At 71.5% G+C, this 23,010-nt stretch carries 21 protein-coding genes, 1 pseudogene and 2 CRISPR repeat arrays; of the genes and pseudogenes, 8 read left to right on the top strand and 14 right to left on the bottom strand.

Features of this window, described 5'->3' with window-relative positions; translation table 11 throughout:
• The first annotated feature begins 1 nt into the window (after position 1).
• Positions 2-1,333, top strand: a complete 1,332-nt coding sequence (gene rfbH, locus ABZ714_RS07785; protein ID WP_358824253.1) for a lipopolysaccharide biosynthesis protein RfbH — start codon at positions 2-4, stop codon at positions 1,331-1,333.
• Positions 1,323-2,519, top strand: coding sequence for a DegT/DnrJ/EryC1/StrS family aminotransferase (locus ABZ714_RS07780; protein ID WP_358824252.1), 1,197 nt, complete (start codon positions 1,323-1,325; stop codon positions 2,517-2,519). Before rfbH ends, ABZ714_RS07780 begins: the two co-directional genes overlap by 11 nt.
• A gap of 173 nt (positions 2,520-2,692) precedes the next feature.
• Here the strand turns inward: ABZ714_RS07780 and ABZ714_RS07775 are convergent, their stop codons facing one another.
• Positions 2,693-3,313, bottom strand: coding sequence for a TetR family transcriptional regulator (locus ABZ714_RS07775; RefSeq protein ID WP_358824251.1), 621 nt, complete (start codon positions 3,311-3,313; stop codon positions 2,693-2,695).
• Between the two features lie 151 nt (positions 3,314-3,464).
• On the opposite strand from ABZ714_RS07775, the gene ABZ714_RS07770 reads away from it, so the two are divergent.
• On the top strand, positions 3,465-4,172 hold the full coding sequence (locus tag ABZ714_RS07770; protein WP_358824250.1) for an NAD(P)-binding domain-containing protein: 708 nt from the start codon (positions 3,465-3,467) through the stop codon (positions 4,170-4,172).
• Between the two features lie 96 nt (positions 4,173-4,268).
• Here the strand turns inward: ABZ714_RS07770 and ABZ714_RS07765 are convergent, their stop codons facing one another.
• The 6 genes from ABZ714_RS07765 to ABZ714_RS07740 all read right to left on the bottom strand — a co-directional run bounded on the left by ABZ714_RS07765 (position 4,269) and on the right by ABZ714_RS07740 (position 10,973).
• Positions 4,269-5,540, bottom strand: a complete 1,272-nt coding sequence (locus ABZ714_RS07765; protein WP_358824249.1) for an activator-dependent family glycosyltransferase — start codon at positions 5,538-5,540, stop codon at positions 4,269-4,271.
• A gap of 41 nt (positions 5,541-5,581) precedes the next feature.
• Positions 5,582-6,835 (bottom strand): P450-derived glycosyltransferase activator, encoded by a 1,254-nt coding sequence (locus ABZ714_RS07760; protein WP_358824248.1) that lies wholly within the window; start codon positions 6,833-6,835, stop codon positions 5,582-5,584.
• The gene (locus ABZ714_RS07755; RefSeq protein WP_358824247.1) at positions 6,832-7,716 is read right to left on the bottom strand and encodes a nucleotide disphospho-sugar-binding domain-containing protein; all 885 of its coding nucleotides are present in this window, start codon (positions 7,714-7,716) and stop codon (positions 6,832-6,834) included. The genes ABZ714_RS07760 and ABZ714_RS07755 overlap by 4 nt, the downstream gene beginning before the upstream one ends.
• Positions 7,717-7,829: 113 nt before the next feature.
• Complete coding sequence (gene prpB, locus ABZ714_RS07750; protein ID WP_358824246.1) at positions 7,830-8,732, bottom strand: methylisocitrate lyase; 903 nt, start codon at positions 8,730-8,732, stop codon at positions 7,830-7,832.
• Between the two features lie 10 nt (positions 8,733-8,742).
• The gene (locus ABZ714_RS07745; protein WP_358824245.1) at positions 8,743-10,257 is read right to left on the bottom strand and encodes an MmgE/PrpD family protein; all 1,515 of its coding nucleotides are present in this window, start codon (positions 10,255-10,257) and stop codon (positions 8,743-8,745) included.
• The gene (locus ABZ714_RS07740; protein WP_358824244.1) at positions 10,254-10,973 is read right to left on the bottom strand and encodes a GntR family transcriptional regulator; all 720 of its coding nucleotides are present in this window, start codon (positions 10,971-10,973) and stop codon (positions 10,254-10,256) included. The genes ABZ714_RS07745 and ABZ714_RS07740 overlap by 4 nt, the downstream gene beginning before the upstream one ends.
• A 135-nt stretch (positions 10,974-11,108) precedes the next feature.
• Between ABZ714_RS07740 and ABZ714_RS07735 the strand changes: the two genes are divergently transcribed.
• From ABZ714_RS07735 to ABZ714_RS07725, 3 genes are all read left to right on the top strand, one after another.
• Complete coding sequence (locus ABZ714_RS07735) at positions 11,109-12,116, top strand: tripartite tricarboxylate transporter substrate-binding protein (protein WP_358824243.1); 1,008 nt, start codon at positions 11,109-11,111, stop codon at positions 12,114-12,116.
• 67 nt (positions 12,117-12,183) lie between these two features.
• Positions 12,184-12,741, top strand: coding sequence for a tripartite tricarboxylate transporter TctB family protein (locus ABZ714_RS07730; protein WP_358824242.1), 558 nt, complete (start codon positions 12,184-12,186; stop codon positions 12,739-12,741).
• The gene (locus ABZ714_RS07725) at positions 12,741-14,240 is read left to right on the top strand and encodes a tripartite tricarboxylate transporter permease (protein WP_358824241.1); all 1,500 of its coding nucleotides are present in this window, start codon (positions 12,741-12,743) and stop codon (positions 14,238-14,240) included. Before ABZ714_RS07730 ends, ABZ714_RS07725 begins: the two co-directional genes overlap by 1 nt.
• Before the next feature lie 147 nt (positions 14,241-14,387).
• On the opposite strand, the gene ABZ714_RS07720 is transcribed toward ABZ714_RS07725, so the two are convergent.
• Positions 14,388-15,743, bottom strand: a complete 1,356-nt coding sequence (locus tag ABZ714_RS07720; RefSeq protein ID WP_358824240.1) for a transcriptional regulator — start codon at positions 15,741-15,743, stop codon at positions 14,388-14,390.
• A gap of 194 nt (positions 15,744-15,937) precedes the next feature.
• Here ABZ714_RS07720 and ABZ714_RS07715 point away from each other — a divergent pair, with 194 nt between their 5' ends.
• Both ABZ714_RS07715 and ABZ714_RS07710 read left to right on the top strand, forming a co-directional pair.
• Positions 15,938-16,672: an NUDIX hydrolase gene (locus ABZ714_RS07715; protein WP_358824239.1), complete on the top strand. Its 735-nt coding sequence runs from the start codon at positions 15,938-15,940 to the stop codon at positions 16,670-16,672.
• Positions 16,669-16,833, top strand: a complete 165-nt coding sequence (locus tag ABZ714_RS07710; RefSeq protein ID WP_358824238.1) for a hypothetical protein — start codon at positions 16,669-16,671, stop codon at positions 16,831-16,833. The genes ABZ714_RS07715 and ABZ714_RS07710 overlap by 4 nt, the downstream gene beginning before the upstream one ends.
• Here ABZ714_RS07710 and ABZ714_RS07705 read toward each other — a convergent pair.
• From ABZ714_RS07705 to ABZ714_RS07680, 6 genes and pseudogenes are all read right to left on the bottom strand, one after another.
• Positions 16,824-17,081 carry a winged helix-turn-helix domain-containing protein gene (locus ABZ714_RS07705; RefSeq protein WP_358824237.1) on the bottom strand — a complete coding sequence of 86 codons (258 nt, stop codon included), beginning with the start codon at positions 17,079-17,081 and terminating at the stop codon, positions 16,824-16,826. The genes ABZ714_RS07710 and ABZ714_RS07705 overlap by 10 nt on opposite strands.
• A gap of 745 nt (positions 17,082-17,826) precedes the next feature.
• Positions 17,827-18,220: a CRISPR direct-repeat array (repeat unit 28 nt; unit sequence GGACCATCCCCGCGCGTGCGGGGAGCAC).
• 380 nt (positions 18,221-18,600) lie between these two features.
• Entirely contained in the window at positions 18,601-19,341 is a 741-nt protein-coding gene (locus ABZ714_RS07700; protein ID WP_358824273.1) for an alpha/beta hydrolase, read from the bottom strand.
• Positions 19,342-19,606: 265 nt separating this feature from the next.
• Positions 19,607-19,687 (bottom strand): annotated as a pseudogene (locus ABZ714_RS07695) (IS5/IS1182 family transposase); the annotation flags it as partial.
• Positions 19,688-19,784: 97 nt separating this feature from the next.
• Positions 19,785-20,771: an aldo/keto reductase gene (locus ABZ714_RS07690; RefSeq protein WP_358824236.1), complete on the bottom strand. Its 987-nt coding sequence runs from the start codon at positions 20,769-20,771 to the stop codon at positions 19,785-19,787.
• A 432-nt stretch (positions 20,772-21,203) separates the two neighbouring features.
• Positions 21,204-21,743: a GNAT family N-acetyltransferase gene (locus ABZ714_RS07685; protein WP_358824235.1), complete on the bottom strand. Its 540-nt coding sequence runs from the start codon at positions 21,741-21,743 to the stop codon at positions 21,204-21,206.
• 51 nt (positions 21,744-21,794) lie between these two features.
• Positions 21,795-22,189: a CRISPR direct-repeat array (repeat unit 29 nt; unit sequence GGGGTCATCCCCGCGTGCGCGGGGAGCAT).
• Between the two features lie 198 nt (positions 22,190-22,387).
• Positions 22,388-22,840, bottom strand: coding sequence for a phospholipase (locus tag ABZ714_RS07680; RefSeq protein WP_358824234.1), 453 nt, complete (start codon positions 22,838-22,840; stop codon positions 22,388-22,390).
• Positions 22,841-23,010: the final 170 nt, after the last annotated feature.

Here is a 23,010-nt window from a genome sequence, read left to right as displayed (position 1 = left end):
CATGCCGGAGACGGCCACCGAGATGAAGCGCGCGATCCTGGAGATGGTGCGGAAGTACGACCGGGAGGTCGCGCCGGACACCGCGTTCCGGCCCGGGATCACCCCGATCCTGCCGTCGGGGGCGGTCCTCGACGAGGACGACCGGACGGCTCTGGTCGAGGCGGCGCTGAGCATGCGGATCGCGGCCGGGGTGTCGTCCCGGAAGTTCGAGCGGCTCTTCGCCCGGAAGCTGGGGCTGCGCAAGGCGCATCTGACGAACTCCGGTTCGTCGGCGAATCTGCTGGCCCTGGGGGCGCTCTGCTCGCCGACCCTGGGCGACGACCGGCTGAAGCCGGGCGACGAGGTGGTGACGGTCGCCGCGGGCTTCCCGACGACGGTCAACCCGATCGTGCAGAACCAGCTCACCCCGGTCTTCGTCGATATCGAGCTGGGCACGTACAACACCACCGTGGAGCGGGTCGAGGCGGCGATCGGGCCGAAGACCCGGGCCGTGATGATCGCCCACGCGCTGGGCAATCCGTTCCCGGCGCGGGAGATGGCGGAGCTGGCCGAGGAGCGCGGACTCTTCTTCGTCGAGGACAACTGCGACGCGGTGGGGACGACGTACGAAGGACGGCTCACCGGCACCTTCGGCGATCTGAGCACGGTCAGCTTCTACCCGGCGCACCACATCACCGCGGGCGAGGGCGGCTGTGTCCTCACGGACAATCTGGCGCTCGCCCGGATCGTGGAGTCGCTGCGCGACTGGGGCCGGGACTGCTGGTGCGAGCCGGGCGAGAACGACACCTGCCACAAGCGGTTCTCGTACCAAATGGGCACGCTGCCGTTCGGCTACGACCACAAGTACATCTTCTCCCACGTGGGTTACAACCTGAAGGCGACCGACGTGCAGGCCGCCCTCGCCCTCACCCAGCTCGCCAAGCTGGACGATTTCGGTACGGCGCGCCGCGCCAACTGGGCCCGGCTGCGGGAGGGGCTGGACGGTGTGCCGGGGCTGCTGCTGCCCGAGCCGACCCCCGGCAGCGACCCGAGCTGGTTCGGCTTCGTCCTCACCGTCGCCGAGGACGCGCCCTTCACCCGGGCGCGGCTCGTGGACTTCCTGGAGTCCCGGCGGATCGGCACCCGGCTGCTGTTCGCCGGGAACCTGACCCGCCATCCGGCCTATCTGGGGCGGGACTTCCGGGTCTCCGGCGAGCTGACCAACAGCGACACGGTCACCGACCGCACCTTCTGGATCGGGGTCTACCCCGGGATCACCACCGAGATGACGGACTACATGACCGAGTCCATCCGGAGCTTCGTCGCCGACCAGGGGGCCCGCCGTGCCCGCTGAGCCCGCCGTCCTCGGCGGTACGCCCGCCTTCGCCGAGCCGCTGCACGTCGGCCGGCCCAACATCCCCGACGGTCCGCGGGCCATGGAGCTGATCCAGCAGGCCATCGACCGCCGCTGGCTGACCGCGTTCGGCCCGCTGGTGAAGCAGTTCGAGCGGGACGTGGCCGCCGCCGCGGGCGTCAAGCACTGCGTCGCCATGTGCAACGCGTCCGTCGCGCTCCAGGTACTGATCCGGGCGGCCGGGCTGCGGGGCGAGGTGATCCTGCCGTCGTTCACCTTCATCGCCACCGCCCACACCCTGCTCTGGGAGGGTGTCACCCCGGTCTTCTGCGATATCGACGAGGAGACCGGCAACATCGACCCCGAGCACGCCCGGCGGCTGATCACCGACCGCACCACCGGCATCATGGGCGTCCATCTGTGGGGTCATCCGGCGCCCACGAAGGAGCTGGACGCCCTGGCGGAGGAGTTCGGTCTACGGCTCTTCTACGACAGCGCGCACGCCATCGGCAGCGCCCGGGGCGGCCGGGCCGTCGGCGGCTTCGGCCATGCCGAGGTGTTCAGCTTCCACGCCACGAAGTTCATCAACTCCTTCGAGGGCGGCGCGGTCGTCACCGACGACGACGCGCTCGCCGAGCGGGTCCGGTCGATGCACAACTACGGCCGGGGCGAGGGCGAGATCGTCTCCTCGATCGGTACCAACGCCAAGATGACCGAGGTCGCGGCGGCGATGGGCATCACATCGCTGGAGAATCTGGACTTTCTGATCGAGGTCAACCGGGAGCGGTACGAGCGGTACGCGGCCGGGCTCGCGGGCGCCCCCGGCCTCACCCTGCGGCGGCCGGGCCCGGAGAACGACGTCAACCACCAGTACATCGTCGCCGAGGTCGACGAGACGGCGGCCGGGATCTCCCGGGACGTCCTCGCGGCGGCCCTCACGGCGGACAACGTACTGGTCCGCACCCACTTCGACCCGGGCTGCCACCGTACGGAGCCGTATGTCCGCGATCCCGGCCGCCACGCGCCGCTGCCGCTGCCCCGCACGGAGGCGCTGGGCGCGCGGGTCCTGATGCTGCCGACCGGTACGGGTGTGACGCTCGACGAGGTCGACCGGGTGTGCGCCCTCACCGCGCGTCTGGTGGCGGCGGGCGACGCGGTGACGGCGGCGGTCCGCCGCACGCCGTAGCGCCGCGCGCACGGACGGGCGGTGCCCCCTGGCCCCTCGCACCAGGGGGCACCGCCCGGCTTCACATCGGGCGGGAGCTGTCCCCCATCTTCTTGATCCGCGACTCTTCGCGATTGGCTGTTCGCGTACGCCGTGGACCGGCGCGGCGGTGCCGCGATCGCGGAACGGTGCCGCTACGCCGCGAGGACCGCGAACGCCTCGTCGAGGAGTGCGTCGAGGTCGGCGCGCCCGTCGGAGGCGGTCCAGTGGTCGAGGGCGACGTTGAGGCAGTCCAGGGCAGCGGCGGCCCGGACGGTCTGGGCGAGTGTGCCGGGGCCGGAACTGCCGGAGCGCTCGGCGAGGGATCGGGCCAGGGCCGTCCGCCAGCCGTCCTGCTTCTCCAGGCGCCGCGCGCACAGCGACGAGGTCTCCCGGACCAGCGCCGTCAGCGCCAGTGAGTGCTCGGGATCCTTGCGGTAGGGGTCGAGCACGGAATCCATGGCGCGCCTCAGGGCCGTCCAGTCGTCCTCGGCCGCAGGGCGCTCCCGCAGCGCGGCGGCGAGTTTCTCTCCCTGCGCGTCGAAAGCGCCGAGGACCGCGTCTTCCTTCGTGCGGAAGTAGCGCAGGAACGTGCTGCGTGAGACCCCGGCGGCGGAGGCGAGCTCATCGAGGGTGACCTTGTCGAACCCTTCCCGGCGGAAGAGGTCGAAGGCCACCTGCGCCAGCTCCGCGCGTACGGCCGCCCGTGCGATACCCCGGGTGGTGCCTGTGATCGCGCTCGTCATCCCGGCTGCCCTCTCGGTTTGGCTCTCCATCGCGTTAATGGTACAAAGAAACCAATGTGGAACTGAGTGTCATACATGACACTGAAGCCGAAAAGAAGGACCATCCTTCACACCGCGAGTCCGCGCGCCATCGGCTGCCGGGTCCGGCGGCGGCCCCACCCGACCTCTGCGATACGGAGACATGAGCATGACCAGAACCCTGGGCATCATCGGCAGCGGAATGATCGGCGGCACGGTCGCCCGCCTCGCGGCCGACGCCGGACTCGACGTGATCCTGAGCAATTCCCGCGGCCCTCGGACCCTCGCCGACCTCGCCGCCGACCTGGGGCCGCGAGTCCGGGCGGCATCCGTCACCGAGGCCGCCCGAGCCGCCGACCTCATCGTCGCGGCCGTCCCCCTGGGCGCCGTCGGCCGGCTCCCCACCGACGCCCTGGCAGGCCGCACGGTCATCGACACGACGAACTACTACGCCGAGCGCGACGGCCGCATCGCCGCACTCGACACCGGAGAACTCACCTCCAGCGCCTATGTGCAGCGGCACCTCCCCGCCTCGCGGGTGGTCAAGGCCCTCAACAACGTCTTCTTCCGCCACCTGCTCGACCTCGCCCGCCCGGCGCACGCCCCCGACCGCAGCGCCCTGCCCCTCGCCGCCGATGACCAGGCGGCCAAGGCCGAGGTCATCGCCCTGCTGGACACTCTCGGCTACGACGCGGTCGACCTCGGCACCCTCGCCGACAGCCGGCCCGCCCAGCCGGGCGCCGCCCTCCAGGCCCTGCCCTACATGCCCCCTCTCCCCGAGGGACTCGGCGAGCGGGAGATCCAGCAGTGGATCTTCCAGGCACCCGCCGTCCCCGCACCCGCCCGCCGTATCCGGGAGCTCCTCTCCTGAATCCCGGCGGGGCGCGCGGTGTCCTGCGCGTGCGACAACCACGACGGACCGGCACTCCCTGCCCCCGGTCGCCCACCGCGGATGCGGGCCGGCTGCTCACCGGTGCGCGGCGGTCAGCTCCTCCAGCACGGGTACGACGTCCCGCGGCGACGGCACGTCCATCAGCTCCCGCTTGATGTCCAGCGCCGCGGCCCGGTACGACGGCTCCGCCACGATCCGTACCACCGCGTCCCGCAGCCGCTCGGGCGTCAGTTCGCCCGGCGGTACGACGATGGCGGAGCCGCGTTTCTCGGCCATCAGCCCCCGCTCCAGCTCGTCCCAGAACGGGTCCGGCACGATGATGTCCGGCACCCCGTGCACCAGCGCGTTGCTGTGCGTCCCCAAACCGGCCTGGTGGACGATGCCCGCACAGCTCGGCAGGAGATCGTTGAGCGGGACGAAGTCCACCAGGGTGACATTGTCCGGTACGGCGGCCGAGCCGACCTGATCCGCCGTCAGAGTAGCTATGACCTCCATGTCGAGCCCTTCGAAGCCGCCCAGCAGATCGGTGACGGAGACCGTGGAGTCCCCGACGTCCTCCCGCATCGACAGTCCGAGGGTGAGACAGATCCGGGGCCGCTCCGGCGGCCGGGAGAGCCAGTCCGGCACCCCGGTCGGCCCGTTGTAGGGCACGTACCGCACGGGCACGGTGGTCAGTTCGTTCGGCAGCCGCATCCACGGCGGCATCGGGTCGATGGTCCACTGTCCGGCGACGAGTTCCCGTTCCAGACCGGGGTGGTACGTCTGCCCGATCCGGTCGAGGCGCCCGGTGAACCACTCCCCCAGCGGATCCTCCCGCGCCTCGGGCGGCAGTCCGGCCCGCAGGGCGCGGTAGTCGTCGTGGAGCCGGTTGATCAGATCGAGTCCGAAGAGCATCCGGGCGTGCGCGGCCCCGCAGGAGCGGGCGGCGATCGCCCCGGCGAAGGTGAGGGCGTCCCAGATCACCAGGTCGGGCCGCCAGCCGTCGCAGAAGGACACCAGGTCGTCGGTGAACTTCTGGTCGGCGAGGTATTCGTAGCGGACCCCGCAGGCGAGGGTGAACTCGGCCAGGGCGTGGTCCCAGCCGCCCGCGCGCTGCTCCTCGTAGGGGGAGCTGAGCCCCCGGCTGAGGACCTCCTGGTTGGACGACCCCTTGGCCTGGGCGGTGCCGCCCATGTCCAGCCGGTCGCCGACGGTGACGGCGGTCAGCCCGGTCCTGGTGATGGTCTCCGTCAGATCGGGGTGGCTGGCGACGCACACCTCGTGCCCCTGGGCGCGCAGTGCCCAGCCGAGGGTCACCAGATTGAACAGATGGGCCTTGGAGGCGAAGACGGTGAAGAGTACGCGCATGTTCGATCCTTCTGTTCTCGACGGCCCGGCGGCCCCGGTGGCTATCCGGTGGTCACGGGGCAGCGGACGACGGCACCCGTGACCGGGGTCCGCGGCAGCCGGACGGCGGGCCCGGCGTGGGCGAGCCGGGGGGCGCGGGCGGCGAGGGCGGTGACCGCCTCGTAGGCGAGCAGCCGCAGCAGCGGGGTCAGCAACCGGAACGCCGGATCGGCGAGCGCCGGCGGTTCGGCCCGGTCGGTCCGGTCCGGCCGGAAGCGGTCGGGTTCGGTGTAGGCGGCCGGGTCGCGGCCCGCCGCGTCCAGGAGTACGGCGACCTGGTCGCCCGCGGCGACCGGCAGTCCGGCGATCCGGGTGTCGGCCGAGGCGATCCGGCTGACGATCCGGAGTGGCGGATCGTGCCGCAGGGTCTCGTCGACGGCGGCCGGGACGAGCGCCGGATCGTCGTGTACGGCGGCCCAGGCGCCGGGTTCGGCGAGCAGGGCGGTCACGGTGCCGTGGACGAGGCGTACGCCGAGCTGGGCACCGGCGACCAGGGGCAGCAGATATCCGGCCCGGACGTCCCCGGCCTCCCCGGCCTCCCCGAATGGGGTGGCGCCGTCCTTGACGAGCCGGTCGACGTCCTCGGCGATGCCGTCGTACGCCGTGGTCAGGGCGCGGGTGGCGGCCAGGGTCGGCGGGCAGAGCAGGGCGTCAAGTACGGGTACGGTGTCGCCGACCAGGGCCGCGTACCGGGTCCGTACCCCCTCGGGCAGCCCGAACAGGGCGGCGAGAGCGGCGGCCGTACCGGGCCTGGCGAAGTCGGTGATCAGGTCGAACGGCCCGTCGGGCACGGCCGCCAGGTCCCGGTATCCGGCCCCGACGGCCGCCGGGTCGGCCCCGGCGACCAGCGGCCGGACCAGGGCCGCGACCCGGGCGGTGTCCTCGGCCTCCAGACCGAACACGGTGTCGTCGACGGCGATGACGTGTTTGACGGTGGCCCCGGCGCCCAGGGTGTAGCCCCGCCGTCTGCGGCGCGCGGCGCGGGCGTCCCGTACCGTGAGGCCCGGCTCGGCGAGCACCGCGGCGGCGGTGGCGTGTCCGCCGGTCACCCAGACGTCGAGATCGGTCTGCCGCAGCGGCGACCCGGCGCGCAGCCCGGCGTGTACGGCGGCCCGGTCGACGGCGTGGTCGCGCAGCAGCAGGGCGAGCGGTGCGCCCCGGTCGCCGTTCATCCACTGCACCCCGCGTACGGTCAGCAGATGCCGGGCGAGGTCCCCTTCGGACAGCGCCCGGGGGTCGACTTGGTGCCGGGTCATCGGACCAGCCCTTCCAGTCGGGGCACGAGCCCGCCGGGGCTCGGCCGTTCCGCCAACTCCGCCCGCACCCGCTCCGCCTCGGCCCGTACCGCCGGATCGTCGAGCAGCCGGTCGACCCGCTCCCCGGTGGTCTGCTGCGGTACGCCCCGTACGGCGGCGGCGGCCTGGATCAGCGGATCGCCGTCGTGGACGACGGCGGAGCAGAACGACAGCAGGCCGTGTACGGGCATCGGCTCCAGCAGCCGTACATGGCGCGGCATCCGGGTCCCGGCGGGCAGCCGGGCGGAATCCACCACGGCCACCACCTCGGCGTCCAGCTCCCCGATATCGGCCAGCGCCCGCCCGGTCACCAGGACCCGGGGACGCCGGGCCTTCTTCTGGAGGAAAGCGGGCACGGCGGCGGGCCCGTCGTACGGCACGGGCCGTACGGCGACCCGCCGCGCGCCCCGGTCACCGCCGACCCCGTCCACCAGCGGATCCACGGTCAGCTCGCCGAAGACCAGGTCGTCGGTGCAGGCGACCCCGTGCGCCCCGGCGAGATCGGCCAGCCGCGCCGTACCCGCCGTGCCGGGCGCCTGATGCGCCCCCGACAGCACCCGTACGTGCGCGGCCCCGGCCACGCGGGCGGCGATCCCGCCGCCGACGCTGTGCTGGTCCCAGACGACCAGTTCGGCGGGCCACTCGCGGGCGGCCCGGACGAGCGGGCCGATGTCCTGGCCGCCGCCGGTGCCGACGGCGGCCAGCCCGCTGCCCCGCGCGGCCTCCACCACCCCGTCGGGCACGGCGGCCCGCACCTCGTGCCCGGCGGTCCGCAGGGCCCAGGCGAGGGGCGCGAGATGGTACAGATACGGGGCGGTCGCGGCGGTGACGAGTACGCGCATCTGCCTCTCCTCGGTTCTGCGTCGTTGGTCACCAGCCAACACGCCGGAGGGCGGGCGCGTTCACCCCTATTCGGGGGGCGGGCCCCCAGAACAGGGGGCGTGGGGCGCGGTGCTCAGTCCGCCTCCAGCCGGAAGTCGAAGACCGAGGAGTCGAAGCGGTCGTACCCCTCGTAGTCCACGAGGTCGTACAGATCCCGGCGGTGCTGCATCTCGTCGAGCCGGTCCGTCAGCGACCCCTGTTCCAGCAGGGTGTCCAGGCCCCGTTCGGCGGCGCCCATCGCCATCCGCAGCAGGGAGACCGGCCAGATCACGATATTGACCCCGACGTCCCTGAGCTGGTCGGCGCTGAACAGGTCGCTCTTGCCGAACTCGGTCATATTCGCCAGCAGCGGTACGTCGATCGCGGCGCGGACCCGCTCGAACTCGTCCAGGGTGCGCAGCGCCTCCGGGAAGACGGCGTCGGCCCCCGCGTCGACCATCCGCCGGGCGCGTTCGACGGTCGCGTCGAGACCCTCGACGGCGCGGATGTCGGTCCGGGCGACGACGAGGAAGTCGGGGTCGCGCCGGGCGTCGACGGCCGCGCGGATCCGCTGGGCGGCCGTCCCGGCGTCGACGACCTGTTTGCCGTCGAGGTGGCCGCAGCGCTTCGGGTTGACCTGGTCCTCGATATGCAGCCCCGCGAGGCCGGAGTCCTCCAGTTCCTGGACGGTGCGGGCCACGTTCATCGGCTCCCCGAAGCCGGTATCGGCGTCGGCGAGGGTGGGGAGGTCGGTGACGCGGGTGATCTGCCGGGTCCGCCCGGCGACCTCGGTGAGCGTCGTCAGACCGATGTCCGGCAGGCCGAGGTCGGCGCTGAGCACCGCGCCCGAGACATAGACGCCGTCGAAGCCGCGGCGTTCGATCAGCCGCGCCGAGAGCGGGTTGAAGGCGCCGGGCAGCCTGAGCAGTTCGCCCGAGGCGAGCCGTTTCCTGAAGGACCGACGCTTCTCCGCGTCGGTGCGTGTGGTGTACAGCATCTCCGGCTCCTCAGAAGATTCCGGGGCGGCCCGCGGGGAGCTGTCCCGGCCGGGCGGCGAAGGTGAGGTCCCGTACCTCGTCCGGGCCCAGTTCGGGCAGGCGCAGCGCCAGGCCGAGGAACCGGTCCGCCTCGGCCTCGCCCAGGACGGGGACGGCGAGGGTACGGAACTTCCCGATGTAGTCGGCACGGGCGAAGGGGCGGGCTCCGGCGGGGTGCGCGTCGGCGACGGCGATCTCGTCCTCGACGGTCCGGCCGTCCTCCAGGGTGACGACGATCCGGCCGCCGTAGGACTGCCGGTCGCCGTCCGCGTGGTAGCGCTCGGTCCACACCGGGTCCTCGACCGTGGTGATCTTCCGCCACAGGGCGACGGTGTCGGGGCGGGCGGCCCGTTCGGCGGCGTAGGAGTCGACATGGTGCCAGCGGCCGTCCTGGAGGGCGACGGCGAGAATATAGGGCAGCGAGTGGTCGAGGGTCTCGCGGGAGGCGCGCGGGTCGTACTTCTGCGGGTCGTCGGCGCCGGAGCCGATGACGTGGTGGGTGTGGTGCGAGGTGTGCACCACGATGCTCCGGACCCGGTCGGGGTCCGCCGCGTCGGGGTGCTCGCGGAGCAGCTTGCGGGCCAGATCGATCCAGGCCTGCGCCTGGTATTCGGCCGAGTGCTCCTTCGTATAGCTGAGCAGAATGGCCTCCTTGGGCTCGCCGGGTCCTGGCAGCGGCACCTCGTACCGCCCCTCGGGACCGTCCAGCAGCCGGGCGATCACCCCGTCCTCGCCCTCGTAGACGGGGGCCGGGCTGGTCTCGCCGCGGATCGCCCGGTCCACGGCCTCGACCGCGAGCTTCCCGGCGAAGGCGGGTGCGTACGCCTTCCAGGAGGAGATCTCGCCCTTGCGGGACTGCCGGGTCGTCGTCGTGGTGTGCAGCGCCTGCCCGATCGCCTGGTAGATCACCCCGGTGGGCAGGCCGAGCAGGGTCCCGAGGCCCGCGGCGGCCGACGGGCCGAGGTGGGCGATGTGGTCGATCTTGTGCCGGTGCAGGCTGATCGCGCGGACGAGGTCTATCTGCACCTCGTAGCCGGTCGCGACGGCGCGGACCAGCGCGTGCCCGTCGCGGGCGGTGTGCTGGGCGACGGCGAGGAGCGGCGGGATGTTGTCGCCGGGGTGCGAGTAGTCGGCGGCCAGGAAGGTGTCGTGGTAGTCGAGTTCGCGGACGGCGACCCCGTTGGCCCAGGCCGCCCATTCGGGGCCGGTCCGGACGTCCGGCGCCGCGCCGAACACCGTCGCCCCCGCGCCCCCGCGGCTCGGCGGGTGGGACAGCGCCTGGGCCCGGGCCGAGGTGGGGGCCGCGCGGCCGATGGAGGCGGCGGCGACGGCGGCGTTGTCGATGAAGCGGTTGACGATCATCTCGACGGCGTCGTCGCCGACTTCGACCGGGTCGGCGGCGACCTCCGCCAGTTTCCAGGCCAGTTGCTCCTCGCGGGGGAGGTGCTCCGCACTGCGGTGGGATCGGACCGGATGGTTCTTCATCGAGGCTTCTCCGTTGCTCCGGTGTTCCGCCGTCCCCGGGGCTCGCTCTGTCCGGCGGGGCGCCAGGAGCGGCGGAAGTGCTCATGGCTGTTGTGCAGATGGACATGGGTGGCGTGCAGGGCGAGGGCGGCGTCACCCCTTGAGACGGCCCGGGCGATCAGGGCGTGCTCCGACGCGGAGGCCGCGAGCCTGCCCTGGGAGTGCCCGGCCATCCGGCGGACCCGGGCGATATGGGTCCGCAGGTTCTCCATGGTGTCGACGAGGAACGAGTTCTCGGTGGCCGCGCCGGTGGCCTCGTCGAAGCTCCGGATGAGGGCGAAGTACTCGCTCACCCGCTCGCCGGAGACCGCGGGCCCGCCGAAGAGTTCGTACCAGTGGGTGAAGGCGTCCGCGAACCCGGCGAAGACCTCCGGATCGCCGCGCTCGGCGGCGAGTTGGGCCGCCTGGGCCTCCAGACAGGCCCGCAGTTCGAACAGGCTCCGCACATCGCGTTCGTCGACCTGGGTGACCACGAGGCCGCGGCGTCCCGTCGGCTCGGCCAGTCCCTCGGCGACGAGCCGGCGCAGGGCCTCACGTACCGGGGTCCGGGAGACGCCCAGGCGCTCCGACTGCTCCACCTCCAGCAGGGCGGCTCCGGGGACCAGCAGACCGTCGAGAATCTCCGACCGCATCTGCGCGTAGGCGCGTTCGGCGGCGGTGGGGGAAGAGATCGGCATGGCCCGGAGTGTATACACAGACCGACTCACAGGTCACGAGCCGAGCAAAATATCGGGACAGACCCTTGTGGAGCACCCCACCCGTGTATACATTCCGAGCCCTCAAGCACTCCTCGGAGAGACAGGGACGTCTCCATGAAGATCACCCGTATCGCCGCCGCGGTGGCGGCCGCCGTTCTCGCCCTCAGCGCGTGCGGCGCCAATGACGAGTCCCCGGGCGGTACGAAGGGTTCCGGCGGGCAGACCCGGGCGCTCGACCGGATCGAGATCATCGCGCCCGCGGCGCCCGGCAGCGGCTGGGACCAGGCGTCCCGGGCGGTCCAGGACTCGCTGCGGTCCGCCGGGCTCGCGAAGGGGCCGGAGGTCAAGAATGTCCCCGGGGCCTCCGGGACCGTCGCCCTCGCCCAGGTGGCGCCCCAGAAGGGCAAGAAGAACCTCTGGATCGCCTCCGGTCTCGCCATGATGAGCGGCGTCATCAGCAACGGCACCGGCGTCGGCCTCGACGACCTCACGCCCCTCGCCCGGCTGATGGGCGAGTACGAGGTCATCGTCGTGCCGAAGAACTCGCCGTACGACTCGGTCGAGAAGCTCTTCGCCCAGATCAAGAAGGACCCCAAGTCGGTGGCGATCGCCGGCGGCTCCGCGGGCAGCGCCGACCACATCTTCATCGGACTCCTCGCCAAGCACTTCGGCGTCAAGCCCTCCGATGTCAACTACGTCCCCTACAGCGGAGGCGGCGAGGCGACCACGGCGATCCTCGGCGGCAAGGTCCAGGCGGGCGTCTCGGGGCTCAACGAGTTCGCCGCCCAGATCAAGGAAGGCGCCATGAAGGGCCTCCTCGTCTCCTCGACCGCGCCCGTCGAAGGGGTCCCCTTCGCGCAGACCGCCGCCGACCTCGACAAGGGGCTCGCCTTCCAGAACTGGCGCTCGATGATGGCGCCGGGCGGCCTGGACGCCGGTCTGGAGAAGCAGTACGTCGACGCGCTCACCCGGCTCCACGCCTCGCAGAGCTGGAAGGACGCCCTCGCGAAGAACTCCTGGAACGACAGCTTCATCGCCGGTGACGAGTTCGCGGCCTGGCTGAAGGAGGAGAACACCAGGGTCCGGGGCGTCCTCGACGAGCTGGGTCTGTCCAAGAAGTGATCCGTGTTCCGTACCGGGTGTCCGCGGCCGCGGGCACCCGGACCCCGGCGTGAGAAAGGCACCCTCCATGAGCACCCCTCCGACCCCGCCGGAGCCCCCGGCCGCCCCGGACGCCCCAGCCGCTCCGCCCCGCGAAGCCGGGCGCGGCCCCGCCGTCGGCGAATGGGCGGTGACCGCGGGACTCCTCGTCATCGGGGTGGTCACCCTGCTCGACGGCCTCGGACAGGCGGCCCCGACCTCCGCGTCGGGCGTCGGCGCCGGATTCCTCCCCACGGTGGTCGGCACCCTGCTCCTCGTACTCTCCGTGGCGCTCGGCGTCCAGATCGCCCGGGGCCGCCGCGGCGAACCCGACGCCGCCGAGGGCGATATCGACGTCCGCACCACCCGCTGGGTACCGCTCGCCGTCTGCACCGCCGCCGCGCTGATCTTCATAGCGGGCGTCGACAGCCTCGGCTACGTCGTCGTCTCCGCCATCGCGTTCTGGCTCACCGCCTGGGCCGTCGGAGCCCGTAACCACCTGGTGTCGGCGGCCGTCGCGGTCGGCCTGTCGCTCGCGGTCTACCTCGTCTTCACCCGGGCCCTGGGCATCGCGCTCGCCCCCGGCGTCCTGGCGGGGGTGCTGTGATGGGCGGCTGGGACGGACTGCTGCACGGGCTGTCGCTCGCCCTCACCCCGGAGAATCTGCTCTTCGCCCTGATCGGCACGGTCGTCGGGACCCTCGTCGGCGTCCTCCCGGGCATCGGCCCGGCCCTGACCATCGCCCTGCTCCTGCCGATGACGTACGGCCTGGAACCCGCCGGGGCCTTCATCATGTTCGCCGGCATCTACTACGGCGCCATGTACGGCGGCTCCACCACGTCCATCCTCCTGAAGACCCCCGGCGAGTCCGGCTCCGTGATCACCGCCATCGACGGCAACAAGATGGCCCGCCAGGGCCGGGGCGCCGCCGCGCTGGCCACCGCCGCCATCGGATCGTTCGTCGCGGGCACCATCGCCACCCTCCTGCTGGCCTTCTTCGCCCCGTGGATGGTCCAGGTCGCGGTCCGGCTCGGCGCCCCCGACTACTTCGCCCTCATGGTCGTCGCCTTCCTCACGGTCAGCGCCCTGGTCGGCGGCTCCCCGCTGCGCGGCCTGATCTCGATGGCCCTCGGCCTCGTGGTCGGCATCGTCGGCATCGACTTCCAGAGCGGCCAGCAGCGCCTCACCTTCGGTGAGGTCTCCCTGCTCGACGGCATCGACACCGTCGTCCTCATCGTCGCCCTCTTCGCCATGGGCGAGGTGCTGTACGTGGCGGCCCACCAGAGGTCCAGCCGCTTCGACGTGATGAGCGTCGGCAAGGGCAGCCGCTGGATGACCCGCGACGACTGGCGGCGCACCTGGCGCCCGTGGCTGCGCGGCACGTCCATCGGCTTCCCCCTCGGCGTGATCCCCGCGGGCGGCTCCGAGATCCCCACCTTCCTCTCGTACACCCTGGAACGGAAACTCTCCAAGAAGCCGAAGGAGTTCGGCCAAGGCGCCATCGAGGGCGTCGCGGGCCCGGAGGCCGCGAACAACGCCAACGCCGCGGGCACCCTGGTCCCCCTGCTGACCCTCGGCATCCCCACCTCCGCCACGGCCGCCGTCATCCTCGTCGCCTTCCAGCAGTACGGCATCCAGCCCGGCCCGCGACTCCTGGACGACCAGTCGGCCCTCGTCTGGGGCCTCATCGCCAGCCTGCTCGTCGCCAATGTCATCCTGCTCGGCCTCAACCTGCCGCTCATCGGCCTCTGGGTGAAGATCCTCCGGATCCCCAAGCCCTATCTCTTCGCCGGAATCATGATGTTCGCCCTGCTCGGCACCTACGCCGTCAACGGCAGCGCGTTCGACGTGGGAGTCCTGCTCTTCTTCGGCTTCGCCGGATACCTGATGCGCCGGTTCGGCTTCCCGGTCTCCCCCATGATCGTCGGCGCGATCCTCGGCCCCCTCGCCGAGGTCCAGCTCCGCCGGGCGCTCGACATCGCGGGCGGCGACATCACGACACTGGTCTCGACGCCGTTCACGATCATCGTCTACCTCACGCTGGCCGTGGTCCTCCTGGGCGGCTTCCTCCTCCGCCGCCGCGCGCCCGCCGCGAGCCGCCTATGAGCCCGGGCTACGGGGACAGGGGCCCGGGCCGGACGAACGGGGCCAAACCCACCGGCGGCGATGGAACACACCTGCGTTTCACCGGGCCCCGCCGATCCCCTTCAAAACAGTGGCCCGGCGGGGCGTGAACGGACTCCGGCAGAAGGATCACGCAGTCTGCGCGAGGAAGTCCCGTACGAGCGGCACGGATCCATGATCGGAGAGCTTGGTACGGAGACCGGTCAGGCTGGACGTCCCACGAGCGGACGAGACGCCGCCCAGGTACTCGACGGCACGCCGGGCCGTGTCGACGGCACCGTCGAGGTCCCCGGTCGCGATATGTGCCCCGGCCGTGCGCGTCAGCCGCAGGGCTACCGCCCGGGGATACGCCTGGCCGTCGTACGCCTCCGCCCGGTGCGCCCCGGGGATCGCCTGGTACTGCGCCAGCGCCTCGCCCGGGTTGCCGAGATCGGTCGCGTTACTGGCCGCCCAACTGTGCAGTTCACCGAGGTTGACCCAGTACACACAGTCCTGATCGTCCTCGGGCTTCCGGTCCCGGGCGGCGTCGTACGCGCTGAACGCGGCGTCGATGGCCCGCTCGGAAGCCCGCTCCTCGCCCGCGCGGGCGTGGGCGCGCGCCAGGCGGGCGTACAGCATGGCCGCCATCCGGGGCGAGCCGAGGTTCCGGGTCCGGCTCAGCGCGTCGGTGACGAGGGCGATCGCGCCGCGCGGATCGCTTCCGGAGTAGCGTGCGATGGCCCAGAACGCCTGGGTGTTGGCGGCCACCACCTGATCGTCGGCGCTTGCCGCCGCGCGAAGTGCGACCAGGTAGAACTCTTCGGCGAGAGCGCGCTGCCCCGCGTCGTAGGCGGTCCATCCGCAGATCCGGGCGGCTTCGGCGGCGGCCCCGTAGAGCCGACGACCGATGTCCTCCGGGTAGGCGGTTGTCCTGAGCGTCGTGGTGATGAGCCGGAGCTGCGCCCTGGCCGAGGCGTGAACCTGGCCGGAGCCGAGTTGGTCGTCCTGCCGCCGCAGGAGCGCGAGGGACCGCTCGAACAGGGTGGGTGTACTCGCGCCGATCCGGCGGCCGTTCGTCACCGCGACGGCGGGTTCCGCTCCGGCGGCTCCGGCCAGCACCGGCGCTATGCCCGTGACGACGAGAAATCCCCTGCGATCCATCGGTCCTCCCACGGCGAGGCGGTCCAGTAGGTCGATCGTGGTGGTGGCGACCCATTCGGCGTCGAGAGCCGCCCGGTCGTGGACGCATGCCAGCTTCAGCCATTCGGGCCAGGGCCGGGCCGTGATCTCCTCCTCCGGAACGCCGTGCAGCTCGGCCATCGCACACTGCGCCGACATCTCCGGTACGACACCACCACGCGTCCAACGCGTCACTCGCTTGCGGTCGCGGGCGATCGGCCCGTAACCGAGCCGCTGATGCACCGCCCCCAACCGCGTCAAATACTCCGTGGCCGACCAGCCCTGACGGTGCAGCAGATAGGCCAGCGGATGCTCGTCGATACTCACTTTCCCAGCATGCCCACCGCACAACGCATGTGAAGGGCAATAGCACTCCCCAGTGGACACAAGGGCACAGCCGGTAACACTCGGGCAGGCTGGGCACGGCTGGGCACCCGAATCCTCTCCTCAGCATTCCCGGTGAGGGCGAAGGTATGACGCATGACGAACCAAACGAAGCGGAACCCGCGGAGGTGGTCCGGTTGAACCGCCCCACGGAAGCCGCGCCGACCGTCGCCGCCGCGATCGTGGTCCGCGACGGCGCCGTCCTCCTCGTCCGCCGCCGCGCCCGGCCGCCCGGCTGGGCGTTCCCCGGCGGGTGGATCGAGACCGGCGAGACCGCCGCCCGCGCGGCCGTACGGGAGACCCGGGAGGAGACCGGCCTCGCCGTCGCCCCGGGCGAGTGCATCGGACAGCGGTCGCATCCCGTGTCCGGGCGCCGGATCGCGTACGTCTCCTGCACGGTCGTCGGCGGTACGGACACCACACCCAGGGTGGCGGCCCCGGCCGAGATAGACGGAGTCACCTGGGCTCCGATCAGCCGTCTGGACAACTATCTGCGCGATGTGTACGCCCCGGTCCGGCACCATCTGGAATCCGCCCCGGAGGCCCGCCGACTCGATTTGAGGGAGGTAGCGCGGGACATCGAGCTGGGCCTACGGCTCTCACACGAAGGCAACTCGGCCGACTCCGCCGACTCCGCCGTCGATGCCCTGCGCGGCCGTCTGCACGGCTACATCACCAGGCTCGCGGTGCCGTCCGAGGCGTACGGCCGCGAGTTGCCCGGCCGGCACGGCGAAGTGGTCCGGGACACCGTCCGCTACGCGCGCAGGATCATCGACCGCCCCGGCGAGAACGGCGAGCCGACCCTGCTGAGGCTCTCTCGGCTGACCGAGACACTCGCGAACTATGTCATCGCGGGCCGGAGCACCAGGTGAGCCCCGGCGAGGGAGTCGGCGCGGCGGCCGGACTCGGAGCAGCGGTCCTGGCCGGGCTCGCGTTCCTGACGGTCCTCGTCCAGGGCGAACTCTCCGCCGAACGGCCACCGGACATCGCGGGCTCCGACACCTCGGAAGAGGCCCCGGACAGCTACGACTGACCCGAGCCCGACTCGGGCCGCTCGACCACGAACGTCCCGATACCGATCTCGGCACGCACGACCCGCTCGGCCTTCAGATGCGCGAGCACCTTCTGCGCGGTCGACGCGGCCACCCCGAACTCGGTGGACAGCTCGACCACGGACGGAACGCGGCTCCCGATCGGGTACGTCCCGTCGTCGATCCGCTCGATGACGAGCTGGGCGATCTGTCGCCAGACGGGGCGGGTGCGGTCGAGGTCGTGCTCCATACCTCCGACGCTAGATAGCCGCGGTCTACCGCGCGACCGCAATATAGTGCGGTAGACCACGGTAGACCGCAGTAGAGCAGGAATCACGAGTACCCCCGCGACCGGTGGAGCGGCCCGGGGGCGCGGACAACCGAACCATGGAAGGGAGTCGCCATGCCGAAGGGTACTGACGACCGAAACTCAAGGCACCACACCCAGGACCCGGCACCGCCCGCCGCACCGGAACGGGCCTGGCGCCCCTGCCGATGCGGAAACCCCGTCTGCCCGGACCGCCGCCCTCTCCCGCCGCCGACGGAGCTGGGCCCGATCGTGGACGTACCGATGACCCGGACGATCGAGCGCACCATCGAACGGATCCGTACGGCACTCCTGGGCTCCCGTGACTCCGGGACCACAGCTCTGCCAACGCTGCGGCAACCCGGTCGAAGCCACCGACGAGAACCGCCTCTGGTGGGACGACAGCGCCTCGGGCTGCCGCCCCCCGATGTGGATCCACCCTGAGTGCGCCCCCAAGAAACCGCCGACTACGGAACCACCCGCCTGACCCCCTACGCAGCGCCCCGGCCCACCCGGGGCGCTGCCCTATCGCGACACACGCCAGGCAAGTCCCCCACGACTCCGACGGCACCTCACCCTCACCTCCGGCATTCCGCTCCCCCTCGACAAACCCGGGCTCCGAATCCACCACCGACACATGCCCACAGTTCCAGCGCCCCAACTGCCCCGGCGCGAGGCCACTCTCATCGATCAAGCCCCGCGAACGCGGGGAGCACCCAGTTGCGATCAGCCGCGAAGTCGCGTGGCAGGGACCATCCCCGCGCGTGCGGGGAGCACGCCGCCACGTCGCGAAAGGATTTGCTGTGGGTGGGACCATCCCCGCGCGTGCGGGGAGCACGTCGGAGAGCTGGCCCAGGGTGAGGCCCTGGCGGGACCATCCCCGCGTGTGCGGGGAGCACTGGGGGCCGCCCTCGGCGTTGCTAGAAGGGCGGGGACCATCCCCGCGCGTGCGGGGAGCACCAGGGCGTTGGCCCGCTCCTTGGCCGTCGGGAGGGACCATCCCCGCGCGTGCGGGGAGCACCCCCGGGGGGCCACCCGGGGTCGCAAGGGCCGTGGACCATCCCCGCGCGTGCGGGGAGCACAGTTCGCGACCTGCGGTTTCTTCCGGGTGCTGCACCGTTCCACATCACTTCCGCCGACTCCGGCGAAAGCCTCAGGTGCCATGAAAGCCACCCAATCGAAAGGCAGTTGAAACACCGGCCATCACCCACTCCGCGATCCTACGAGGCCCGACCGACAGCGCGCCCCGGAACCCCGAGAGAGTCTCCAAGGCGCGCAAGACAACTCGTCATGCTGAGGCAACCGAGGGCGCGAACCCTACGTAGATCAGCTCGTCCCAACTCATGCTGATGGCGAGAACGATGGCCCGGCCGGGCCGTCGTGTGGAGAACCCGGACCTGCTCCGGATGATCAGCGTCCAACCGGCACGGCTATCGACTGCCGGTGGCCCGGCAGCCCGGCGTCACTTCAGGTGTCGAGTGAAGAACTGTGCCGCCGCGTCCCCCGCGAACTGCGGGACACCGGTGTGCCCGCCCATGTTGGCGTGCAGTGTTTTCTCCTTCGACCCGAAGGCGTCGAACAGGTTCAGGGCCGCCTGGCGGTCATTCCCCTCGTCGTCCCACTGCAACAAAACGTGCAGCGGAATGGTGACCTGGCGGGCCTCCTCGAACATGGCGCGGGGTACGAAACTCCCGGCGAACAGAACAGCGGCCGCGATGCGCGGCTCGACCACCGCCAGCCGGGTGCCGATGGAGATCACGCCGCCCGAGTATCCGACCGGGCCGCCGATCTCGGGCAGACGCAGAAGGGCGTCAAGAGCCTCCCGCCATTCCGGGACGGCCCTGTCGACCAGAGGAAGGATGAGGGCGTCGATGATCTCGTCACTGACCGCCTCTCCGGCCGCCAGTGCGCGGCGCAGGTCGGCGACGGCCCGTTCGGCACTGGGCAAACGAGGTCGCTCTCCGCCGCCGGGAAGCTCGATGGTTGCCGTGGCGAAGCCGTCCGCCGCGGCCTGCCGGGCGTGGGCCACCAGGCGGGGGTACATCTTGCGCAGTCCGAGAGGAGGCGGGCTGAGCAGAATCAGCGGCATCGGCGCGGAGGCGGACGCGAATCCGGGCGTCCACAGAATGCCGGGGATCTCGCCGAGAACGAACTCACGCTCAAGGACGACGCCGTCGAGACGCTGTTCGGACGTGAACTGCATGATCATGCCTTTCGGGAGTGCCACGAAACGGCGCTCCCGGACGATCTATCGCCCGACCGCGACCCCGGAGGGGAGCACCCATGTCGATACGTTCACGGGTACCACCTCCTCGCTGTGATGCACGGCCGCAGGCAACCTAGCAGCGACTCCCGCGGCCACACCAGCGCGTTTTCACAGAGACACTCCGGCCGACGCCCACGGTGTCGGGGCACGAATCCGGCCCCTCGTGCGCGGGGACCATAGGCGACGACGTCCGGCTGAGTCAGTCGGCGGCGATCCGGTCGATGGGCAGGAGAGCGCCGTCGAGCAGGACGTACGCCTTCCTCGATGCTTCGCGGACGGCTTGCAGGAGCACGGCACCGCCACCGATCGACGACCGTCGCCGGTCGGGGGTGACCTGTGGAGCGGGACGCCTCGCCCCGCGCCTCGGGCTCCCCCGTGCGTCAGTTCACGCCGTCGAGCCTCGCGCGCTGCTGCGGAGTCAGTTCCAGGTCCACGGCCGCCAGGCTGTCGTCGAGCTGATCGACCGAGGACGCGCCGACCAGTGGCAGGATCGGGATGTCGCCGCCCAGCAGCCAGGACAGCACGACCTGGTTGGCGCTCGCGCCCGTCTCCTCGGCCACCTCCCGCACCGCCTGGAGACGGGGCTGCGTGCCCGCGTGCTCGAAGCCGGGGCCCAGCGGCTTGTCGTCGCGCACATACGCCCCGGACAGCAGCGGCGAGTAGGCGACCTGGGTCAGAGACGGGTTGGCGCGGACATAGCTGAGCAGGTCGGCACTGACCAGGCCCTGGTTGCCGTCGGGCGAACGCAGGCTGGGGACGTCGGCGCGCTGGCGCAGATAGCTGTGGTGGTGTTGGAGGACCTCGTAGCCCGGCAGGTCGTTGGCCTTGGCGAGGTTGCGGGCGGCCTCGATCCGCCAGGCCCAGTGGTTGCTGGCACCGAGCAGGCCGGCGACGCCGTCGGCGACGACCTCGGCGAAGCCCGTGACGGTCTCCTCCAGGGGCGTCTTCTCGTCCATGATGTGCGCGTACAGGAGGTGGATGCGCTCGATGCCAAGCCGCTCCCTGCTGCGCTCGGCGGATTCCCGGATGGCCTTGGCCGAGAGACCTTCGACGTCCAGGCTGAACCCTGTCGAGGGGGTGTTGGGGCGGGCGCCGAGCTTCGTGGCGATGGTGATCTCGTCGCCGATGCCCCGGCTGCGGATCCAGCGGCCGAGCAGTTCCTCGCTTTCGCCGCCCTGTGTTCCGTTCACCCAGAACGCGTAGTTGTTGGACGAGTCGATGAAGGTGCCGCCCGCCTCGACGAAACGGTCGAGAACGGCGAAGGAGGTCGCTTCGTCGGTCACCGTCCCGAAGAGCATGGAACCAAGACTCAGGACACTCACCTCGCGGCGGGTGGCCGGTTCGCCGCCGATGACGCGGTACTTCATGCGGGTCCTCTTCAGCACTTTGGAACGTCGGAACTTGCACTTCATTCTTCAGCCGCCGCCAATACCGAGCCATAGCAACGCGCGCCAGTCACTTGGCAATGCGTGACAAACCGCAGCCCCACCCGACGACGGACATGACAGCGCCCCACCGAGCGCACCCGTGAGCCGTACCGGTATCGACGACGGCGTCCCACTCGATGTCATCGGCTGCGTCAACGGCGGCCGTGCTCCACCGGTGACGCAGCCGGGAACCGAGTTCGGAGTGCGGACTATTGAGGATCCGGACCTCGGACGGGCCGGAGGCGGGAAGGCAGCGGCGCGGCGCCCTCTCCGTTCGCCGCGATGCCGACCGCGTGACGGCGGAACTCGCGGGGGGGCGAGGCCGAACGCGTTTGTATGTCGGCTGCGGCCGGACCCCGACTCCGCGCCGACCTACCGCCATTCGCGGTCGAGCATGGCGTGGACGATCGAGTCCCGCCACACCCCGGCCTTGTGAACGTGCTCGCGGATCCGCCCCTCTTCGACCATCCCGGCGGCGGCCATCGTCGCGGCGGACGCGTCGTTCAGCGGGGCCCGGGCGCCCCAGACGCGGTGCAGCCCCAACTCCTCGAAGCCGGCTCCGAGGAGGAGCCGTACGGTCTCGACGCCGTACCCCCTGCCCCAGACGTCCGGGCGGAGGGCGAAACCGAAGGTCGCGCCGCGCTGCTGGTGGGGGTCGAGGGCGAGCCTCCCGAAGCCGACGAGCGGTCCGTCGTGCTCGACTACGGCGAGGGCGTACTCGGAGCGGGGGTTCTCGGCGGCCGACGCGATCGAGCGATCCACGATCGCCGCGACCTGCTCCCGGGTACGGGGCTCAAAGCTCAAGTGCCGAGTGGCGACCGGGCTGCCGTAGATCGCGAAAACCCCGTCCACGTCGAGGGGTTCCAGCTCGCGAAGGGCGAGACGTGGTCCGGCTCGGCGAACGGGGTACATGGCGGGGACCCTACCTGCCGATCGCCGTACGGCTCACGGGATGGGTGGGGCGGGGTCATCCCCGCGTGCGCGGGGAGCATTCGATCTCGTCCGGGGCCCGGCCGAGCCCGTGGGGGTCATCCCCGCGTGCGCGGGGAGCATTGCACCCAGTGGTCGCCGATGCTGTGGCCGACGGGGTCATCCCCGCGTGCGCGGGGAGCATGCGCTGACCAGGTAGACGTACCCCTTGCGCTTGGGGTCATCCCCGCGTGCGCGGGGAGCATCGGTGGCATACGACCACGAGGCGCCCCTCGGCGGGGTCATCCCCGCGTGCGCGGGGAGCATCGGCGGCACATCACGCGCAAGACGCGAGACCAGGGGTCATCCCCGCGTGCGCGGGGAGCATTCGCAGTCCGGCCGGACGCCGACCGGGGCTCCGGGGTCATCCCCGCGTGCGCGGGGAGCATACTTCGTGACCTGCGGTTCCTTCACCGCATGGCGTCGTTCCGCATCACTTTCGTCGACTCCGGCGAAAGTATGCAAACCAGACGGACGTTGGAGATCGGGACACCGGACACGCCCCGATCCTACGAGCCCCCACCCGACAGCGCGCCCCGGAACACACGCGGAGGTTCCGGGGCGCGCCAGTCATTGGGGGCGGGTCGTCAGCCGAGGGCGCGGACCGCCTGGTAGTAGGTCCAGGCCGTGCTGTTGCAGGCCGTCTTCTTCGCGCCCGTGTACGCGTTGCAGACGCGCTTCAGGTCCTCGTGGAACGCGCTGTCGAGGCGGGCCTTGTTGGCGCTGAAGGAGCCGGCCGCCTTGTAGTTGCGGTAGCCGAAGTCGTGGCGGGCGCAGGAGGACGAGAAGGGGAAGCCGAAGGGGTTGTCCGGGGAGCTGGAGCAGTAGTCCGTGGTCCAGTTGAAGCCGTACGCGGCCCACGCGCCCTGGTTGCGGTTGGCCGCCGCCCAGGCGTTGTAGCTGCTGGCGCTGGTCTGGGTCCAGCTGGAGAGGACGCGGGGCTTGTCGGCGGGGGCCGCGCTCGCGGGGGTCGCGAGGATCGTGGCCGTCAGTGCGGCCGACGCTGCGGTGGCGAGGGTCGCCGAGAGGGTGCGACGCATTGGGGAGAGTCCTTTCGGGGAGCAGGTGCGGCCCGGGCCCGGCGGTCGCCGGGTGCGGGAGCCTGGGGTGTCCGTACCGCCGTCTGATCAAGGGGCGGGGACAGAGCGGGAGTTACGCGCGAGGCGCGGAGAAAGCGTTTGCTGTTCTGGGGATACCCCGGGTGGGTGAC

This window comes from Streptomyces sp. NPDC006798 (assembly GCF_040635975.1).
Lineage (GTDB): Bacteria > Actinomycetota > Actinomycetes > Streptomycetales > Streptomycetaceae > Streptomyces.
The sequence above is the reverse complement of the archived record's forward strand: the minus strand, read 5'-3'. Positions and strand labels throughout refer to the sequence as shown.

Excerpts from the sequence above, each read along its gene's own strand:
- ABZ714_RS07680 (WP_358824234.1), bottom strand. The coding sequence starts at position 22,840 with ATGCGTCGCACCCTCTCGGCGACCCTCGCCACCGCAGCGTCGGCCGCA.
- ABZ714_RS07705 (WP_358824237.1), bottom strand. The coding sequence starts at position 17,081 with ATGGAGCACGACCTCGACCGCACCCGCCCCGTCTGGCGACAGATCGCC.
- ABZ714_RS07685 (WP_358824235.1), bottom strand. The coding sequence starts at position 21,743 with ATGTACCCCGTTCGCCGAGCCGGACCACGTCTCGCCCTTCGCGAGCTG.
- ABZ714_RS07735 (WP_358824243.1), top strand. The coding sequence starts at position 11,109 with ATGAAGATCACCCGTATCGCCGCCGCGGTGGCGGCCGCCGTTCTCGCC.
- ABZ714_RS07745 (WP_358824245.1), bottom strand. The coding sequence starts at position 10,257 with ATGAAGAACCATCCGGTCCGATCCCACCGCAGTGCGGAGCACCTCCCC.
- ABZ714_RS07775 (WP_358824251.1), bottom strand. The coding sequence starts at position 3,313 with ATGGAGAGCCAAACCGAGAGGGCAGCCGGGATGACGAGCGCGATCACA.
- ABZ714_RS07740 (WP_358824244.1), bottom strand. The coding sequence starts at position 10,973 with ATGCCGATCTCTTCCCCCACCGCCGCCGAACGCGCCTACGCGCAGATG.
- prpB (WP_358824246.1), bottom strand. The coding sequence starts at position 8,732 with ATGCTGTACACCACACGCACCGACGCGGAGAAGCGTCGGTCCTTCAGG.
- ABZ714_RS07730 (WP_358824242.1), top strand. The coding sequence starts at position 12,184 with ATGAGCACCCCTCCGACCCCGCCGGAGCCCCCGGCCGCCCCGGACGCC.
- ABZ714_RS07700 (WP_358824273.1), bottom strand. The coding sequence starts at position 19,341 with ATGCAGTTCACGTCCGAACAGCGTCTCGACGGCGTCGTCCTTGAGCGT.
- ABZ714_RS07760 (WP_358824248.1), bottom strand. The coding sequence starts at position 6,835 with ATGACCCGGCACCAAGTCGACCCCCGGGCGCTGTCCGAAGGGGACCTC.
- rfbH (WP_358824253.1), top strand. The coding sequence starts at position 2 with ATGCCGGAGACGGCCACCGAGATGAAGCGCGCGATCCTGGAGATGGTG.
- ABZ714_RS07755 (WP_358824247.1), bottom strand. The coding sequence starts at position 7,716 with ATGCGCGTACTCGTCACCGCCGCGACCGCCCCGTATCTGTACCATCTC.
- ABZ714_RS07770 (WP_358824250.1), top strand. The coding sequence starts at position 3,465 with ATGAGCATGACCAGAACCCTGGGCATCATCGGCAGCGGAATGATCGGC.
- ABZ714_RS07690 (WP_358824236.1), bottom strand. The coding sequence starts at position 20,771 with ATGAAGTACCGCGTCATCGGCGGCGAACCGGCCACCCGCCGCGAGGTG.
- ABZ714_RS07765 (WP_358824249.1), bottom strand. The coding sequence starts at position 5,540 with ATGCGCGTACTCTTCACCGTCTTCGCCTCCAAGGCCCATCTGTTCAAT.
- ABZ714_RS07725 (WP_358824241.1), top strand. The coding sequence starts at position 12,741 with ATGGGCGGCTGGGACGGACTGCTGCACGGGCTGTCGCTCGCCCTCACC.